The 17,941-nt window shown below is 56.4% G+C and carries 17 protein-coding genes; 7 read left to right on the forward strand and 10 right to left on the reverse strand.

The window, feature by feature from the left end:
- The 8 genes from G403_RS0119480 to G403_RS0119515 form a co-directional block, all read right to left on the reverse strand.
- On the reverse strand, positions 1-395 hold a 395-nt coding region (locus G403_RS0119480; protein WP_027855477.1), incomplete at its 3' end, for an electron transfer flavoprotein subunit beta/FixA family protein.
- A gap of 3 nt (positions 396-398) precedes the next feature.
- A complete protein-coding gene (locus tag G403_RS24005) occupies positions 399-851 on the reverse strand; it encodes an acyl-CoA thioesterase (RefSeq protein ID WP_051299303.1) in 453 nt (150 codons plus the stop codon).
- A gap of 28 nt (positions 852-879) precedes the next feature.
- Positions 880-2,736, reverse strand: coding sequence for a feruloyl-CoA synthase (locus tag G403_RS0119490; RefSeq protein ID WP_027855478.1), 1,857 nt, complete (start codon positions 2,734-2,736; stop codon positions 880-882).
- A gap of 91 nt (positions 2,737-2,827) precedes the next feature.
- Positions 2,828-4,585 carry an acyl-CoA dehydrogenase family protein gene (locus tag G403_RS0119495; RefSeq protein ID WP_027855479.1) on the reverse strand — a complete coding sequence of 586 codons (1,758 nt, stop codon included), beginning with the start codon at positions 4,583-4,585 and terminating at the stop codon, positions 2,828-2,830.
- A gap of 17 nt (positions 4,586-4,602) precedes the next feature.
- Entirely contained in the window at positions 4,603-5,370 is a 768-nt protein-coding gene (locus G403_RS0119500; protein WP_027855480.1) for a 3-hydroxyacyl-CoA dehydrogenase, read from the reverse strand.
- 28 nt (positions 5,371-5,398) lie between these two features.
- Positions 5,399-6,163 carry a crotonase/enoyl-CoA hydratase family protein gene (locus tag G403_RS0119505; RefSeq protein WP_027855481.1) on the reverse strand — a complete coding sequence of 255 codons (765 nt, stop codon included), beginning with the start codon at positions 6,161-6,163 and terminating at the stop codon, positions 5,399-5,401.
- A 192-nt stretch (positions 6,164-6,355) separates the two neighbouring features.
- The gene (locus G403_RS0119510; protein WP_027855482.1) at positions 6,356-7,564 is read right to left on the reverse strand and encodes a thiolase family protein; all 1,209 of its coding nucleotides are present in this window, start codon (positions 7,562-7,564) and stop codon (positions 6,356-6,358) included.
- Positions 7,565-7,607: 43 nt separating this feature from the next.
- Positions 7,608-9,170: an acyl CoA:acetate/3-ketoacid CoA transferase gene (locus tag G403_RS0119515; RefSeq protein ID WP_027855483.1), complete on the reverse strand. Its 1,563-nt coding sequence runs from the start codon at positions 9,168-9,170 to the stop codon at positions 7,608-7,610.
- Positions 9,171-9,401: 231 nt separating this feature from the next.
- Here G403_RS0119515 and G403_RS0119520 point away from each other — a divergent pair, with 231 nt between their 5' ends.
- The 5 genes from G403_RS0119520 (at position 9,402) to G403_RS0119540 (ending at position 13,635) form a co-directional block, all read left to right on the forward strand.
- Positions 9,402-9,869 (forward strand): MarR family winged helix-turn-helix transcriptional regulator, encoded by a 468-nt coding sequence (locus tag G403_RS0119520; protein WP_027855484.1) that lies wholly within the window; start codon positions 9,402-9,404, stop codon positions 9,867-9,869.
- A 234-nt stretch (positions 9,870-10,103) separates the two neighbouring features.
- Positions 10,104-11,156 carry a TRAP transporter substrate-binding protein gene (locus G403_RS0119525; protein WP_027855485.1) on the forward strand — a complete coding sequence of 351 codons (1,053 nt, stop codon included), beginning with the start codon at positions 10,104-10,106 and terminating at the stop codon, positions 11,154-11,156.
- Positions 11,153-11,671: a TRAP transporter small permease gene (locus tag G403_RS0119530; RefSeq protein ID WP_036234719.1), complete on the forward strand. Its 519-nt coding sequence runs from the start codon at positions 11,153-11,155 to the stop codon at positions 11,669-11,671. Before G403_RS0119525 ends, G403_RS0119530 begins: the two co-directional genes overlap by 4 nt.
- Entirely contained in the window at positions 11,668-12,987 is a 1,320-nt protein-coding gene (locus tag G403_RS0119535) for a TRAP transporter large permease (protein WP_027855487.1), read from the forward strand. The genes G403_RS0119530 and G403_RS0119535 overlap by 4 nt, the downstream gene beginning before the upstream one ends.
- A gap of 183 nt (positions 12,988-13,170) precedes the next feature.
- The gene (locus tag G403_RS0119540) at positions 13,171-13,635 is read left to right on the forward strand and encodes a MarR family winged helix-turn-helix transcriptional regulator (protein ID WP_036234726.1); all 465 of its coding nucleotides are present in this window, start codon (positions 13,171-13,173) and stop codon (positions 13,633-13,635) included.
- On the opposite strand, the gene G403_RS24010 is transcribed toward G403_RS0119540, so the two are convergent.
- Entirely contained in the window at positions 13,628-14,545 is a 918-nt protein-coding gene (locus G403_RS24010; RefSeq protein WP_036234741.1) for a LysR family transcriptional regulator, read from the reverse strand. The two genes, G403_RS0119540 and G403_RS24010, sit on opposite strands and share 8 nt — an antisense overlap.
- Positions 14,546-14,657: 112 nt before the next feature.
- Between G403_RS24010 and aptA the strand changes: the two genes are divergently transcribed.
- Positions 14,658-15,992, forward strand: a complete 1,335-nt coding sequence (gene aptA, locus G403_RS0119550; protein WP_036234729.1) for an omega-aminotransferase AptA — start codon at positions 14,658-14,660, stop codon at positions 15,990-15,992.
- A 30-nt stretch (positions 15,993-16,022) separates the two neighbouring features.
- Complete coding sequence (locus tag G403_RS0119555; RefSeq protein WP_027855490.1) at positions 16,023-17,516, forward strand: CoA-acylating methylmalonate-semialdehyde dehydrogenase; 1,494 nt, start codon at positions 16,023-16,025, stop codon at positions 17,514-17,516.
- 143 nt (positions 17,517-17,659) lie between these two features.
- On the opposite strand, the gene G403_RS0119560 is transcribed toward G403_RS0119555, so the two are convergent.
- Positions 17,660-17,941, reverse strand: a 282-nt coding sequence (locus tag G403_RS0119560) for a transposase (protein ID WP_027855491.1), incomplete at its 5' end; no start/stop codon positions are given.

The following is a 17,941-nucleotide window of genomic DNA, read 5'->3' on the forward strand; positions in this document are numbered from 1 at the left end:
GCCAGCATCTGGCCGGTCTGATTGTTGTCGGAGTCGATGGACTGCTTGCCGAGGATCACCAGGCCCGGCTGCTCTTCCTCAACCACCTTGGCCAGCAGTTTGGCCACGTTCAAAGGCTCAGGCAGTTCGTCGGTATCGATCTGGATGGCGCGATCGGCGCCTAATGCCATGGCGGTGCGCAGCTGTTCCTGAACCGCTTTGGGGCCGATGGAGACCACGACCACCTCGGAGGCAACGCCCGCTTCCTTCAGGCGGATCGCCTCTTCCACGGCGATCTCACAGAACGGGTTCAGGGCCATTTTGACGTTGGCCAGATCCACATCGGAGTTATCGGCTTTGACGCGGACCTTGACGTTGTAGTCGATCACGCGCTTTACGCTGACTAGTACTTTCATCTGTTACTCTCCCGGAGTCCGGTGTGTTTGGTTCTCTTTCATATTGGTGCCAGTCAACAGCTCAATCACATCTTTAGGAATCGCCCTAGGCCGCGGTTTATCCGGGTGCGCTCCGAGCCAGACCCGGGTTTCCTGACACTCGATGGCCAGCCGGCCATCTGCTTTGAACAGCCTGTGCTCGATATCAAAGCTGCTCCTGCCAGTCCGGGCTACGCGGGTTTCGATATTGACCTCCTCACCATAACGGGACGGTATGTGAAAGGTGGCCCGGGTATCGACCATTGGGAAGCCGGCAATATCGTACTTCCTCAACAGGTCGTATTTTTCGAGACCGGCGGCCCTGAACAGGTGCGCGGTTGAAGCGTCGAAAAAAGCGAAGTAACGGGGGTAGAACACGATCCCGGCGGGATCGCAGTCGCCCCATTCGATCAATACGCTACGTGTGCTGCTGAGCATCTGCGCGCCCTCCTGAGACTGGATTCGCCTACCGGCTCAGTACCAAAACATCATCAGAGGGTTGACTGCTGTACAGATCCTCGACCAGGTGAGCGCGGTTTTTAAGGACCGCGCGCTGATTGATCGAACCTTTGTCCGTCACTTCGTTGAGGTCGATCGAGAGCGCTTCATCGAGCAATAGCATGCGGCACACCTTGGTCGAGCTGCCCGTGCTGCTTTTCGCCATCTCATCCAACAAGCGTTGGAATGTTTCGCGCAGGTGAGGCGCGCGCAGCAACTCGCTGGTGGACAGGTTTTCACCCTTCGAAACCAGCCTGCGGCAATGGTCCACGTCCGGAATCACGATGGCGGATACAAATTTTTGGTCGTGGCCGGCGATAACCACATCCTGCACGTAGGGCGCAAAGAAATGGATGATATGTGCTTTGAGCATGCCCACGCTGACCCAGGTTCCGGTATTGAGCTTGAAGTCCTCGGAGACTCGTCCATCAAAGCGGAACCCGCGCTCGGGCTGCTCTGGATCGATATACTTGACGGCGTCGCCCAGACAATAAAAACCTTCATCATCGTAGGACTTTGCCGTTTGCTCGGGCGCGCGCCAATAGCCCGGTGTGACGGTGACGGCGCGTATACGTGCCTCGAGCTTGTCACCGTTTGGAACCAGTTTCATTTCCACACCTGGCAACGGGTTTCCCACAACGCCCGAGGCGGACTCCTCGACTGACGCAAACAGCGCCGAAGGCGCAGTTTCGGTGGCACCGAGACCGGTGATCATCGGGATCTTCTTGCCGGTGTATTCGATAGCCAGTTCGTCCAGAGCGTCCCAGATGTGCTGGGACAGACCCGCAGCGGCAAACATGGTCAGTTTCAGTCGAGAGAAGAATGTCTTGGCGATTTCCGGATTTTCACGCAGTCGCTTAACCAGCAGTTCATAACCACTCGGGACGTTGAGGTAGAGCGTCGGTGCCACATCGCGCAGGTTTTCCAGTGTGATATCAAATGCCTTTTCAGTCGGCTTGCCGTGATCGATATAGAGGCTGCCGCCGTTGTAGAGCGCGATGCCCACATTATGGTTGCCACCGAAAGTGTGGTTCCACGGCAGCCAGTCGACCAGTACCGGCGGCTCGTCCTTCAAAAACGCCATCATGCTGTTGATCATCACCTGATTGGCGCACAGCATGCGCTGCGTGATGATGACCGCCTTGGGCATTCCGGTGGAGCCGGATGTGAACATGAACTTGGCGATGGTATCACCGTTGACAGTCGCATGGGTGCGCTCCAGTTCCGGATCGATAGAGCACTCCTGAGCAACGTCGAACCGGGTTACCGGGTTGTTTAGATTGTCATCGCCATGGGCAGTGGAAACGGCAATTAAAGGAAGGTCGTCGCTGGCGACGGCGTCGATTGCGTCCCGGTAGGGCCCGAGGTTGTCGACGAAGATCAACCCCGGTGTCAGCACATCGAATACATGGCGCAGCTTGCCGAAGTCGGTCGAGATCAGAGAATAGGCGGTTGAAACCGAAGCGTAGGGCACGCCGATATACATGGCGGCCAGGGCCATCAAAAGATGTTCATTGCTGTTGCCGGACAGACAGACGAGCGGGCGTTCCGTACTAAGACCTTGATTGAGCAGCCAACTGGCGATGGCTCGCACTTTCTGGAGTGCTTGGTGATAGGTTATTTCGTCCCAGTGGCCATCGGCATTGCGTTGAGCCACAAATACGCGGTCCGGTGCTTCGCGGGCCCAGTACTCCAGGCGGTCGGTCCAGCGCTCGGCGTATTCACCCAGAGGATCCGTGCAGCGTACGATCTGTTCGCCGTTTTCCCGTTGTTCAATGGTTGCTTCGAGCTTTTTGACGTTGACGTTATGAAAATCGGATAGCATTTTTCGGCGTCTCCCTCGCGGCCCTGATTCTTTTATTTGTCCCGGACCGCGGTTTGTAGTGTCGTTATTCTTGTCGATAAAAGCGGTGGTTTCAGATGTCGAAACGGTAATCGGCGATGCCCGCATCGGCCTGGGTGAAGGTTTCCAGTCGTGCTTCGATACCAGGCACAGCGTGCGCGAAGTAATAATGCGCCAGCGCCTGAATATTGCCGAAGTAGGCCGGGTCTTCGCTGTACCGCGCTTCGGCCAGTTGCGCCAGATTGGCGAGCTGCCAGGCGCAGCAAAGCGTACCCAGCGCTTCCAGTAGTGGCACCGAACCGGCATTAAGTTGCAGCAGGTTATCGCCGTTACTGACGATGCGTTCCAGTCTGTTCCGTACGGCGTTTGTCGCCCCGGTGAGCGATACAGTGATTGCGGTCTGTACCCGGGCTGCATCGGCATCGATTTCGTCCAGCAGAGCGGTAAGCGCTTTGCCGCCGTCAGCCTGGATCTTGCGGAACGTAAGGTCGCGCGCCTGGATACCGGTTGTACCCTCATAGATCGTCGTGATCCGCGCATCACGCATCAACTGGGCGACACCGGTTTCTTCAACAAAGCCCATGCCACCGAAGATCTGGATGGTTGTACCCGCCATCAGGTTGGCGCGCTCTGTCGCCCAGGCCTTGAAGATCGGGGTCAACAGCGCGATGCGGGACTGAAGTGCCAGACGTTCAGCCTTGTCCTCGGTATGTTCCGCTTTGTCGATCTGCGCCGCAATCAGATAACCGAGCGAGCGCAGCCCCATCACCTCCGAGCGGATCGACAGAAGCATGCGCGCCACATCCGGATGCTGTGCGATGGTGACACGCTGTTTACCATCACGGTAGTCGGCGCCCTGGGTGCGTTCCAGTGAGTATTCGAGTGAACGCTGATAGCCCATTTCGCCGAGTCCGACACCCTGCATGCCGCAGCTCAGACGCGCCTCGTTCATCAGCACGAACATGGCGGCAAGGCCCTTGTTCTCCTCACCAATCAGCTCGCCATAGCACGCATCGTTGTCGCCGTAGCTGATCGAACAGGTGGGACTGCCGTGCAGGCCGGTTTTGTGCTCGATGCCAGTGCAGATCACATCGTTGGCGTCGCCCAGCGAGCCATCGGCGTTAATTCGGTATTTGGGTACTGCGAACAGGGAGATGCCGCGGCTACCGGCGGGGGCATCCGGTGTCCGGGCGAGAACCAGGTGAACAATGTTCTCGGCCAGATCATGCTCACCGTAGGTGATATAGATCTTTTGTCCCTTGATCAGATAGCGACCATCGTGTTGCGGAATCGCTTTGGTGGTCAGCGCGCCCAGGTCGGACCCTGCATTGGGTTCGGTAAGTGCCATGGCAATTGTCCATCGGCCACTGATTATCGGCTCCAGATAACGCGCTTTCTGCGCATCGGTACCGAAGTGCAGCAGGATTTCACTGCCACCCTGAGCCAGCGCGTGGAACATGACGAAGGCCAGATTGGCCGACAGCCACATCTCATTGACCGGTTGAGCGATGAACTTCGGCAGCGATTGACCGCCGAATTCCGCCGGGAGCGCGAGCCCCATCCAGCCCGCGTCACAGAACTGGCGATACGCCTCTTTCCAACCGGCCGGCGTGATCACCTGACCGTTCTCGAAACGGCAGCCCTCAATATCACCAACGGTGTTGAGCGGAGCCAGCTCTCCGCTGGCAAACTTGCTGGCTTCATCGAGTACGGCGCTGACCAGCTCTGTATCAAAATCCGCCAGGGCTGAAAGTTCGGCCAAGCCGGTTTTGGCAAGCGCCTGTTCAACAAGCAATTGCATATCTTTGAGCGGGGCCTGATAAAGACTCATCATACACCTCGTTCTTCTTATTTGGCGGCCATGCGGATGGCACCGTCGAGTCGAATCACCTCTCCGTTGAGCATCCGGTTTTCGATGATATGCTGTGCCAGTGACGCGAATTCATCCGGGTCGCCCAAGCGCTGCGGAAAGGGGACTGAGGCGCCCAGGGATTGCTGAACCTCTTCCGGCAGCACATCCATCATCGGGGTTTTGAAGATGCCCGGCGCAATGGTCAGAACGCGAATGCCAAACTTGGCGAGCTCGCGTGCGATCGGCAGAGTCATGGCGCACACACCCCCTTTTGAGGCGGAATAGGCCGCCTGACCGATCTGGCCGTCGAAGGCGGCCACGGAGGCGGTATTGATAATGACGCCGCGCTCATTATCGGCACCCGGTTCATTGCTCTGCATCTTGTCGGCGGCAAGACGGATCATATTGAAGGTGCCGAGCAGATTGACCTTCAGTGCGCGCTCGAACGTGGCCAGGCGATGCGGGCCTTCACGGCCGACAACGCGCTCTGCACCGGGGATGCCCGCGCAGTTGACCAGCCCGTTGATCGGCCCGAAGGATTCGACAGCGGTGTCCATGCAGTTTTGAACGGATGCTTCGTCGCTGATGTCGGTCTGCACGAACTGTGCTTTGTCACCGAGCTCAGCCGCAACTTTGTTACCCCCTTCAGCGTTAATGTCGGCCAGGGTTACCCGGGCACCCTGACTCAGCAGGCGACGCGCGACAGCTTCGCCGATACCAGAGCTTGCACCGGTTACGATGAAGTGGTTGTTATTGATATCCATCTTGCTTCTCCTCTGAGTGGGGCCGTTATCAGGACTTTTTCTTGCGATTCAGGAAGGAATCGATGCGTTCTTTAACTTCGCCGCTGGTTTGGGTAATACCGGTGATCAATGACTCGGTGTACAGACCCTCTTCGGCGGACATGTTGTCGATCCGGGAAAGACCTGTCGCCATCGCCCAGTTTGAGAAGCGGGAGTTGGTGGCGATAGTGGCGGCCAGTTCCTGCGCTTTCGCCAGCGCCTCACCCTTGGGCACGATGTAGTGGGCCAGGCCCAGGCGCTCGCCGTCCTCGGCGTTCAGAGTGCGGCCGGTGAGCATCATCTCGGTCATGCGGCCTGCACCGATAATCCGGGCAACGGTGACGGAAGCACCGCCGCCAACGAAGATGCCGTGGCGGCCCTCCGGCAGGCGGTAAAAGGTTGTTTCGTCGGAGACACGCACATGAGCGCAGGCCGCCAGTTCCAGACCGCCGCCAATGACGGCACCGTGCATCGCCGCGACCACCGGTACGCAGGAGTTGCGGATGTAGCTGAACACCCGGTGCCACATGCGGGAGTGGTTGACGACTTCGAAGGGCTCACGGGCCGTGTGTTCGGACAGGTCGAGGCCGGAGCAGAACTCGGGGCCGTTACCGGACAACAAAATGACATTCAGGTCGGAGGGAAGATTGCGGAACACCTCCTCAATCTCCAGACAGAGCGCATCATTAATCGCGTTCTTTTTCTCGGGCCGGTTAAGGGTCAGGTGTCCGATGCCTTCCTCGACAGAGAAGGTCAGGTGACGGTACTCATTCATCGTTCTGCCTCTTGTTGTTCTTTGGCTCATGATGACCGCATCGTTGAGTTTCGATATCGGGCCAGTATTTGGTTTGATTAATAATAGTTGTATATAACAACAAATGTAAATGCAAAATATTGGGTTTGTTGATCTTTCTGCTAATGCGTGAGAAAAGAGAAGGGGAGCATCCGCTCCCCTGACTTCGACAGCCTATCGGTCGCTGACGCGAATCACGACAGCCATGCCCTGGTCTCCCCCGGCGCAGCCTGTGAACAGGCCGTAGCCGCCGCCGACGATCACGAGCTCCTCAATCATCTCGATGATGGCCCGCATCCCGGTAGGTCCCTGGGGGTGGCCCCAGATCATCGAGCAGCCGTAGTTATTCATGGTCATCACGTCCACACCGGTTGCTTTGGCGAAGGCTACGTCATTCACTGCGAATGGGTTGTGGGTTTTTATCGCCTTGACTTGGCTGTAATCGATGCCTGCCATAGCGACGGCTTGTGCGGCGGCGTCGATGGGGGCTGCCGGCATATGGGCGAGCTCGGTACGAGCCTGGCCGAAACCGCAAAGTTGAATGCGGATGCTCTTGTCGGTACTGAACTCCCGAGCCTTGTCGGCGGAAGTCAGAATCATCGACGCGTTGCCATCGGCCGGGTGGGTCATGTTGCCGAAGGTAACGACCCCACCCTCGTTGACCGGTTTGAGTTTAGCCAGCCCCTCGGCCGTTGTTGGAAACACGCCTTCATCACCGGTCAGTGTTGTTGTTTCTTTGCGGAATGAGGGGTTGGGGACGCTGAACGGCAGCGTCATATAGCGTTTCTGAAAAGCCTGGTCATCCTTTAACGCCTCTTGGTACTGCTCATAACGGCGCAGTGCGACGGCATCCAGTTCTTCCCGGGTGATGCCAAACTGTTTGGCAACGTTTTCGCCGGTCTGGATCATGGAGTGGCCGGCTATGGCGTCATGCTGCATGTTGTAGGTGACCTGGTCTTCCGACTGGCCGTATCCACCGGGACCGTTGGGTGCCGGATAGTAGATATGCGCGCCATTGGAGCAGCGGTCTGCGGTCAGCAGAAGAGAGGTTTCAGCCAGCCCCAGAGCGATCTCGGAGGCGCTGGCGAACAGGCCGCGGACACCGGTTGCGCAGACCTGGCTCAGCAGATGCCCGGGGGTCTTTGTGGCACCCAGTTCATACAGTGGCCAGGGGGCACCATAGAACGATTGATACTGAGCGTTGGTCATGCCCAGAACGCCGGAGTCCAAAACCGTCGGATCTATTTCGCGCTTGTTGAGTTCGTTCTTGGCAACCCAGGCGGCAAACTTCATGGCATGCAGGTGCTGAAGCGTCCCCTGCCACTTGGTAAACGGGGTGGACCAATAGGCACCGTAGGGGATTTCTACATTATTCAGAGACATCGGTATCTCTCCTTTGTTATTGGATTTGGCACGGTTGCCCGGTTTATTGGTCGCCGCTCATGACCGCTTTCAGGCCACCCCAGGTTTCGTGGAATAGCTCTACAGGCATGAGCTTCAGTTCGTCAGCCACATGTGGCCGGAAGTCCATCGCGGCAATGACGTCCTTTTCGAGGTCCAGGCCCGGTGCGATCTCGGTCAGGGTGATCCCTTCGTCTCGCAGTTCAAACACCGCACGTTCGGTAATGTAGATAACGGGCTGCTTATTCTGACGGGCGATTTTTCCGCTAAAGGTGATCTGGTCCACAGCCTCAACGAATTTCTTCGCTTTGCCTTCCTGGGCGATTCGGATGCCATCCTCTGTAAATTCATACTTGGCACCTGCGGTCAGTGTGCCGCAGAACACCACTTTCTTTGCACTCTGAGTGATGTTGATGAAGCCGCCGGGGCCAACCACTTTAGGGCCGAATTTGCTGACGTTGAGGTTGCCTTCCATATCCGCCTGGGCAAGTCCGAGAAACGCGATGTCGAGGCCGCCACCGTCGTAGAAATCGAATTGGGCGTGGTGTTCGATGATGGCATCGGCATTCCAGGCAGCACCGAAGTCGCCGCCGGAGGCCGGGATTCCCCCGTAGGTACCCAGTTCGGTGGTCAGGGTGAACTGCTTGACTACGCCTTCTTCGGCAGCGACGGAGGCAACGCCATCCGGCACACCAATGCCCAGGTTAACCAGCGTATCAGGACGGAGTTCCATGGCGGCACGACGGGCAATCAGCTTCCTTTCGCTGAACGGCATAGGCGGAATGGCGCCCAGGGGAACGCGCGTGTTGCCTGCCAGGCCCGGGTTGTAGACGGTAGTGATGGTTTGTTTGTGGTTTTCCGGCTCGGCCACGACCACGTAATCTACCAATGCGCCGGGTATCTTCACATCTTTCGGGTGCAGGGAGTGCGCCTCGGCAAGATACTTTACCTGAGCGATCACAATACCGCCGGTGTTGTGGGCGGCCTGCGCCATTGGCAACGCTTCGCTGATTTGCGCTTCTTCCTCTACTGAGAGGTTGCCGTTTTCATCGGCGGTGGTCGCGCGAATGATGGCGACATTAACCGGAAAGCTCTTATATAGAAGCCACTCGTCACCTTCTATCTCGATGAGTTTGACCAAGTCCTCTTTGGTCAGGCTCGTGACCTTGCCGCCGGCGATACGTGGGTCCACGTAGGTTCCCATGCCCACTTTGGTGATTACGCCCGGTTTGTGTCCGGCGATCTGGCGCCAGAGGGTAGCGAGTACGCCCTGAGGGAGAAGGTAGGCCTCGATCTTATTGTCAGCGACCATCTGGGCCATCTTTGGGGCCTGGCCGGTATGACCGGATATAAGGCGTTTGACCAGTCCCTCATAAGCCAGGTGGGCCATACCGGCATCTTTGCCATCACCACATCCGCAGTCGTGAACAGGCGTGATGTTGCGCGGTGTCCCGGTTTCCACAAAACGTTTTTCCAGCGCCTGTGCTATCTCTTCCGCGAAATAGGACATGCCGATTGTGGTCCAGGCGACGGTATCGCCGTCGTTGATCAGAGCGGCGGCCTGGTCTGCGGTAATCACCTTGCTCATATAGTCGATGACCTCTTGTTTTTATAACGATTAGGTTCCACCACCGGGAGTGGTCAAAGATATAGTTTATAAACTTAATTGTTTGATACATCAACAGTATGGAAGTAAAAAATAGTTATATACTTTATATTTGTTGTTAAAATTAATTATCTATGCAACTAAAACAGTAGGTCGGCGCAGTGCTAAGCGCGCTAAACCCGCACCATCGCCGAGAGTGAGTAGAAAGAGACTATGGCAAGTAACAATTGTGATGAGGCGGGTATCGATTTCGGTACCCTGCATGAGTTGACGGGCTACTGGATTCGCCGTGCCCAGTTGAACACCTTCCGTCAGATTAATGAGTGCTTTGCCGAGTTCGATATAACACCGGGTCTTTTTGGGGCTTTGGAAATCGTTCAGCGCAACCCCGGTCTCACTCAAACGGCAGTCGCAGCAGCCATGGGCAATGACCGGTCGGCCATGGTCGCTATCGTCGATAAGCTGGAAAAGCGGGGGTTGTTGGTCAGACAGCCTGCACCCAATGACCGCCGTTCCAATGCGCTGTATCTGACCGAGCAGGGAGAGGCATTCCAACAACAGGTGCGTAATCGGGCTCTCGACCATAACCAGCGCTTTTTCAGCTTTCTCACAGTCGAGCAGCATCAGCAGTTGTTCGACATGCTGCGTCTTGTGGCTGAGACAGACTATCCACAGGATTGACCCCTGCCGCTGCGAGTTGGTCGGACACCGGCTTCTCGCTTCAACCTGAAGGTGCTTGCCGCGACGTGTGTCCATTACTGTTTTGTAATCAATCAATGTTAATTTCATAAATTGAATAGTTAATATGTTGTGTGAATAAACAGTTTATGCAATAAATAGATTCAGTAAGGGAGGCGATGAAGCCGTTGGGTGAGTCGGCTCGCCGTATCGAAAACAATAACAAGGTGCTGAACAATGAGATTGAAAACTCTCGCGGCGGCTGTCGCGTTGTCTGCAACTGGACTGACCCTCTCCACTCAGGCTTTCGCTGAAGCCGAGTTCACTTTCAAGCTCCACCATTTCCTGCCGCCCATGTCGATGGCGCATTCCAAGTTTCTGAGCCCCTGGGCTGAGAAGATCGAGAAGGAATCCAACGGTCGTATCGATATCGAGATTTTCCCGGCCATGCAGCTTGGCGGTAAGCCACCCCAGCTTTTTGATCAGGCGCGCAAAGGGATCGCGGATATTACCTGGACTGTAGGCGGTTACACGCCGGGCCGATTCCCCAAGGCGACAGTCTTCGAGCTGCCGTTTATGCCGGCCAATGCTGAAGCAACCAGCATGGCGATTCAGGAGTACGCAGAAAAAGAGATGGCAGAAGAGTTGAAAGATGTCCATCTGCTTGCGATGCACACCCACGCGCCAGGTTCTTTGCACTCCCGTGAAAACCCAGTCAAAGGCGGTGACGATCTGGACGGCATGAAGCTGCGTGCCCCCAATACGGTGATGGCGGATGCATTTGCCGTATTTGATGCGAACCCGGTTTTTATGCCGGTTCCACAGATGCCCAGCGCACTGTCCAAGGGCGTCCTGGATGTGGCGGTACTGCCGTTCGAAGTGGTAGCGCCACTCAAAATCCATCAGTTGGTTGAGCATCATACAGAGATCACGGGCGATCGAGGCCTGTACGCCCAGTTCTTCCTGTTCTCCATGAACAAGGATACCTACGAGTCGCTGCCGCCGGACCTGCAGAAAGTGATCGATGACAACTCCGGCCTTGAACTGGCGGGCCATATCGGCCGTCTGTTCGATGAATCCGAACTGGTGGGACGCAAAGCAGCGGTCGATGAGGGCAACAGCTTCTATACACTCCCTGACGCTGAGCGTGAAAAGTGGAAAGAAGCGATGCAGCCGATCACGGACGCCTGGATTCAAAACATGACCGATGAAGGTTATGACGGCGCTGCACTCTATAAAGAGGCGCAGGATCTGATCAGCAAATATGAAAAGCAGAACGGTGGATCATGACAACCGCCCTGGATCAATCAGCTTGCCAGACCGCGGTCGGTAGGGGATTGGCCTGGGTCTCCCGGCAGTTTGCGCTGCTGGGGGGCTTGATCATGCTGGCGCTGGCGACCATGACGGTGGTCAGCGTCCTTGGCCGCTCAACTGTTGGCTGGTCGGTAGAAGGTGATTACGAGCTGGTCGAGGTCGGTCTGGCGATCTCGGTATTCCTGTTCCTCCCCGAGTGTTATCTGAAGAAGGGCCATGTAGTGGTGGATCTGTTCACTGCAGCCTGTAAGCCCGCCACGCTGCGTGTGCTGGATATGATCGGGGATCTTCTGTTCGCAATTGTGGCCGGGGTATTGGTTTGGCGACTGACGGTCAGTGGTTTTGAATCCCACGATTATTTCGAACAGACCATGATACTGGGGCTGCCCATGTGGTGGGCTTTTGCCGTGGGTGTAGCCTGCATGGCTCTGATGCTGCTGCTAAGCCTCTACAACCTCTACATGTTTTTCCTCCAGAGGGGGGCGAAATGAGCGACATTGAACTGGCATTCCTGATGATGGGTGCGTTGCTGGTGCTGATGGGCTTCCGTATCCCGATCGCACTATCCATGTTGGGATGTGGTGCGTTTGGATATACGTTGCTCGCCGGTGCACCGGCGCTGCTGGAGTATCTGGGGACAGCTCCGGTGTCCAAATTTTCTACTTATGATCTCTCGGTGGTACCGCTGTTCCTGCTGATGGGCGAGCTGGCCACCCGTGCCGGGATAACCGCCGAGCTTTTTCGCACCTGTAACAAATGGGTTGGTCATATGAAAGGTGGCCTGGCGATGGCTGCTGTCGCCGGTTGTGCTGCCTTCGGGGCCATTTGTGGATCATCTCTCGCAACGGCGTCGACAATGGGCAAGGTGGCTTTGCCGGAGATGCGTCGTTTGAATTATGCGGGTGGCCTCTCGGCAGGTTCCCTGGCGGCGGGCGGTACTTTAGGGATCCTGATCCCACCCTCGATGGTATTGATTATCTTCGCGGTCCTGACCGAGCAGAACATCTCGAAAATGTTTATCGCCGCGTTCGCGCCGGGCTTTCTGGCCGCGTTCGGCTACATGCTGGCGATAGCGATCTACGTGCGGATATGGCCGGGTTCGGGGCCGCGAGGTGAACAGGCAACCTGGGGGGAGCGTATTCGTGCCACCAAAGATGTCTGGCATATCTCGCTGATATTTCTGATCGTCCTTGGCGGGATTTATTTAGGCTTCTTTACCCCGACGGAAGCGGCGTCCGTGGGCGTGTTCCTGACGGCGGTATTGGCGTTTACCCATGGCAAAATGGGTATGGCCGACTTCAAGGAAAGCCTGATTCGCACGGCTGTTTCTACCGCGATGATTTTCTTCATCGTGTTTGGTGCCGATCTCTTCAGTGTGTTTATTGCGTTGTCGCAGCTACCTTCGGCGGGTGTTGATCTGATCGAAAATTCAGGCTTGTCACCCTACATGGTGCTGATCCTGATGCTGCTGACCTACCTGTTGCTGGGCTGCTTCCTGGATAGTCTGGCGATGATTCTGCTGACGATTCCGATCTACTTTCCGATCATTATGGCGATGGATTTCGGGCTTCCACCCGAAGATGCTGGGATCTGGTTCGGCATCCTGGCACTGGTTGTCGTGGAGGTTGGGTTGATCACACCACCCGTCGGCATGAACGTGTTTATCATTAAATCCTTCGATCCATCGCTGGCTCTGAAAGATTGCTTCAAGGGTGTTGTTCCCTTCCTGCTGTCTGATGTCGTGCGCGTTGGCCTGTTGGTCGCGTTTCCTTCGATCACTCTGGCGTTGGTTCATCTATTGGATTAACCGGTGTCGGATGACCCCAGGCGTCCGGGTTTTTGCGGGCCTTGTGTCGCCTCTTTAGGGAGCCTTTGGGCTCCCTGTTTTATTTCTATTGGCCTGGACAGTGGTTCGTTGTGACCCGGTTCGCAAACTGGTTTAGAATTGCGGATAAGTAGCGGACGATATCTGTCGATGTATGGAGGTGGGATGGAAGAGTCGTTGAACAGTAAATACTCAACGGATGAGGAGCAGATTGATTTTGGCGTGCTGGATCAGCTGCTGGGTTATAAGCTGCGTCGTGCTCAGCTTAAATTCTTCAGCCGGTTTTCAGCGGCATGTTCTGATCTTGGTATCAGTCCCGGACTCTTTGGGGTACTGGTTATCGTCAAGGAAAACCCCGGGCTAACTCAGACCGCTGTCGCCCAGGCATTGGGGAACGACCGTTCGGCCATGGTGGCCGCCGTGGATAAACTTGAGCAGATGAGTCTGATTGAAAGGCGTCCGTCGAAAAAAGACAGACGCTCCTATGCGCTTTTTCTGACGCCTTCGGGTGAAACATTCAGTGAACGTATGATTGAGCGAGTAATCGATCAGGAAGAGGGTCAGTACCAACGACTCAAGGACGGCGAAAAGGAGTGGTTGCTGGATGTGCTGACCCGGTTGGCTAATTGATTGATGTGCGGTACCCGCGCAGAGCATCCAGAAACCGTTCCACCAGCCGCGTCGGTGCCGGAGACTTACGGTAAAGCGCGGCAAATTCGCAGTGGTAGTCAAACTCACGCCTCATCAGGCGTCGCATCGATCCGGCCGCTACAAAAGGGGCAGCGTAGTGGTCAGGGAGATAGCCGATAAAGGCCCCTGATTTGATCAACGTGGCAATTCCCTCCTGATCGTTGGCAACTGCACTTTTCTCCAGGCCATGCATACGGCCGGTTTCCATATTGGGGCTGTGAAAGCTCAGGCCCGCGTAGCGTTGAGCGCGAATTTCTCGCGCTTCTACCCGTTCAGCGCGGTCGAACAACGGATGGCCACGCCCGCAGTAGAGATGCATCTGCTCACCGAACAGCGGAATGTAATGCAGGCTGCTGGATGGACGGTGCGTGGGAATGATGCCGACCTGATAGTGACCATCCAGAACGCCTTTCTCGATCTGGTTAACCGGCACCACGTGGATATCGATCTGGACCTCAGGTGCACTGGCAATGAAGTCAGCGATCGCATCAGGTACATGGCACTCCGGGTTGCTTACCGTTTTATCGAACATGGCAATGGATAGCTGACCCTGGAGAGTCCGGTGCATATCATTCACCTGATGCCGGAAATCCTCGATTGAGCTGATCAGCCGCTGGGCGTATTCGTAGATCTGCAGCCCCTCCTGAGTCATGGAGAAGCCCCCGCGGCCCCGTCGACACAGAGTCATCCCAAGTCGTACTTCCAGGTCTTTCAGGTGACGGCTGATGGTGGAACGGCCAATGTTGAGTTCCAGTTCGGCCGCACTCAGCCCGCCAGCCTCTACCACTGCCATAAAGACCCGTAGCAGACGGATATCGGTATCACTCAGGTTTCCCAGCAAAGCGCGCATATTTGTTTCACATAAATGAAAGTTAGTTTCGATAAATAGTAATTTATCAAACATAGATCCTAACCTACAGTGCGTTCACGAATCTGTTCCAACCTTTTTCAGGAATCTGACAATGAACCAGGCTCAGGCAGCGGGGATCACCCAGGCACAGTTAGATGCATACTGGATGCCCTATACCTCCAATCGTGAATTTAAAGAAAACCCACGGATGATCACCGGCGCCGAAGGGGCCTACCTGATCGACGCAGAGGGTCGACGGATTCTGGATGGTCTGTCGGGTTTGTGGACCTGTGGTGCCGGACATAATCGTCCGGAAATTCAGGAAGCGGTTGCCAAGCAACTGGGCGTGCTGGATTACGCACCGGCGTTCCAGTATGGCCACCCGCTGGCGTTCCAGTTGGCGGAACGCGTCGCCAACCTGGCACCGGAAGGTCTGAACAAAGTATTTTTCACCAACTCCGGCTCAGAGTCTGCCGACACCTCTACCAAGATAGCCCGTGCTTACTGGCGCCAGAAGGGTCAGGCGACCAAAACCCGAATCATTGGCCGTGCCAAGGGCTATCACGGGGCCAGCTGGGGCGGTATCAGCTTCGGCGGCATTGGCGGTAACCGCAAGCTCTGGGGCCAGGCGATGGAGTCGGATCATCTGCACCACACCTGGCGTCCGGAGATGGCTTTCACCAAGGGGATGCCGGAGCAGGGCGCTGAGTTCGCCGACGAGCTGGAGGATATGATCGTACTGCACGACGCGTCTAACGTTGCAGCGGTGATTGTGGAACCGTTCTCCGGTTCTGCCGGTGTCATTATTCCGCCGGTGGGCTACCTGAAACGACTGCGGGAGATCTGCGACAAGCACAACGTGCTGCTGATCTTTGACGAGGTGATCACTGGATTTGGTCGCGCCGGTGCCATGTTTGGTGCGGATGCTTTCGGTGTTGTGCCGGATATGATTAACGTGGCCAAGCAGATCACCAACGGCGCAATCCCCATGGGTGCCGTTATCGTCAAGGATGAGATTCACGATGCCTTTATGGAGGCCGGTGGTGCCCACTACAACGTGGAGCTGCCCCATGGCTACACCTATTCCGGTCATCCGGTGGCCTGCGCGGCCGCGATGGCTGCGCTGGATGTACTGGAAAATGAACATCTGATTGCCCGCGTTGCCGAAATGGCGCCTATCTTTGAAGAGAAGGTGCATAGCCTGAAGGGCTGTAAGCACGTGACTGATATTCGCAACTACGGTTTTGCTGCGGGCCTGACCATCGCCGCCAAACCGGGCGAGCCGACCCGTCGGCCCTGGGAAATTGCGATGGAGTGCTGGCGCAAGGGGCTGTACGTACGCTACGGCGGCGACACACTTCAGCTGGGTCTGCCCTTTATTATCGAGCAGGATCAGATCGATCAGATTATCAATATTCTCGGTGACTCGCTGAATAGCGCCGACTAAACGTTCATAACAAGAGACAGGAGATACAGGGTGACTCAGACAGTTGGGCATTTTATCGGCGGTGAAACCGTTCTGACGCAGGGCCGGACTCAACCCATCTACAACCCCTCTACAGGCGCCGTTTCCGGCGAGGTGGAGCTGGCCAGCGCAGCGACCGTCGAGCAGGCGATCGCCAATGCCGCCGCCGCTTATCCGGCGTGGCGGGAAACACCGCCGGCCAAGCGCGCACAGGTGATGTTCCGCTTTAAGATGCTGCTTGAGCAGCATGCGGATGAGATTTGTGAGCTGATCAGCCGTGAACACGGCAAGGTGTTGCACGATGCCAAGGGCGAGCTGCAGCGCGGCATCGAAAACGTGGAGTTTGCCTGTGGCATTCCGCAGATGCTCAAGGGCGAGCACAGCAAGAATGTCGGTCCGAACATCGACAGCTGGAGCGAGTTCCAGGCGCTGGGCGTGGTTGCAGGTATTACACCGTTTAACTTCCCGGCCATGGTGCCGCTGTGGATGTGGCCGGCTGCTGTCATGTGTGGCAACACTTTCGTCCTGAAGCCGTCCGAGCGCGACCCCAGCAGTGTTCTGCGAATTGCAGAACTGGCGATTGAGGCAGGCCTGCCCAAGGGCGTGCTTAATGTGGTCAATGGCGATAAGGAAGCCGTGGATACGCTGCTGCAGTCAGAGGTTGTACAAGCGGTGAGCTTTGTTGGCTCCACGCCGATTGCGCACTACATCTCAAGCGAAGCCGCTGCAAATGGCAAGCGCTGCCAGGCGCTGGGTGGTGCCAAGAACCACTCGGTACTGATGCCGGATACCGATCTGGATAACGCGGTTAACGCGATGATGGGGGCCGCATACGGTTCCTGCGGTGAGCGCTGCATGGCACTGTCTGTGGCCGTGACCGTGGGTGATGAGATTGCCGACCGTCTGGTCGCGGCGCTCAAAGAGAAGATCGCGGGTCTTAAAGTGGGCTCCGGTCTCGATAACAGCAACGATATGGGCCCGCTGATTACGGCCCAGTCCCGTGATCGGGTCAAGGGATACATCGATGCCGGTGTCGAGCAGGGGGCTGAGCTGGTGGTCGATGGCCGGGATATCTCTGTGCCGGGCCATGAAGATGGCTACTTTGTGGGCGCTACGCTGTTCGACCGTGTTACCGAGGAGATGAGTATCTACACCGATGAAATATTCGGTCCGGTGCTGGTCGTGGTGCGTGTGGACAGCCTGCAGGACGCGATCGATCTGATTAACCGTCACGAGTATGGTAATGGAACCTGCATTTTTACCCGCGACGGTGAAGCGGCGCGCTACTTCTGTGACCAGATCCAGGTGGGCATGGTGGGTGTCAACGTACCGCTGCCGGTGCCGGTGTCCTACCACAGCTTTGGTGGCTGGAAGCGTTCACTGTTTGGTGATCTGAGTGCCTACGGGCCGGATGCGATCCGTTTCTATACGCGCCGTAAGACGATTACTCAACGGTGGCCCTCAAGTGGGGTGCGTGAAGGGGTGGTTTACTCCTTCCCGAGCTGAGCGGCGGCACCTGACTCGCGCTATCGTGGCGGGAAAGGGTGCTAACAGGTTATACTGAACGTGCGAATTCGACTGCTTCGGTGGTCCTTCGTAACTTCGGGAAAGGGGGCCTTCGGGCCACTGCTGTCCCATAGTTTTTTTGATCATAAAGGGATCCTCATTTGAGGGTCCCTTTTTTGTGGCTCGGGTGGAGGAGGATTGAGCAGCGCCCAAAGGGGAATGCGTTCGAACAAGCTCACCTGAAGAGTTCGCATAATGCGTTGTACACTCCAGCCTTGCCGCGCACTATGGCGAGCAAACGAGAGCAGCAGATAGCAGATCATGGCGATCCAGATCTGCGTCAACACTGCATTTTTACTGTGACCTAAAAACGCCTTTATCTTCAGGTTCTGCTTGAGCGCTTTGAAGAAGAGCTCCACCTGCCA

Source organism: Marinobacterium litorale DSM 23545 (assembly GCF_000428985.1).
GTDB lineage: Bacteria > Pseudomonadota > Gammaproteobacteria > Pseudomonadales > Balneatricaceae > Marinobacterium_D > Marinobacterium_D litorale.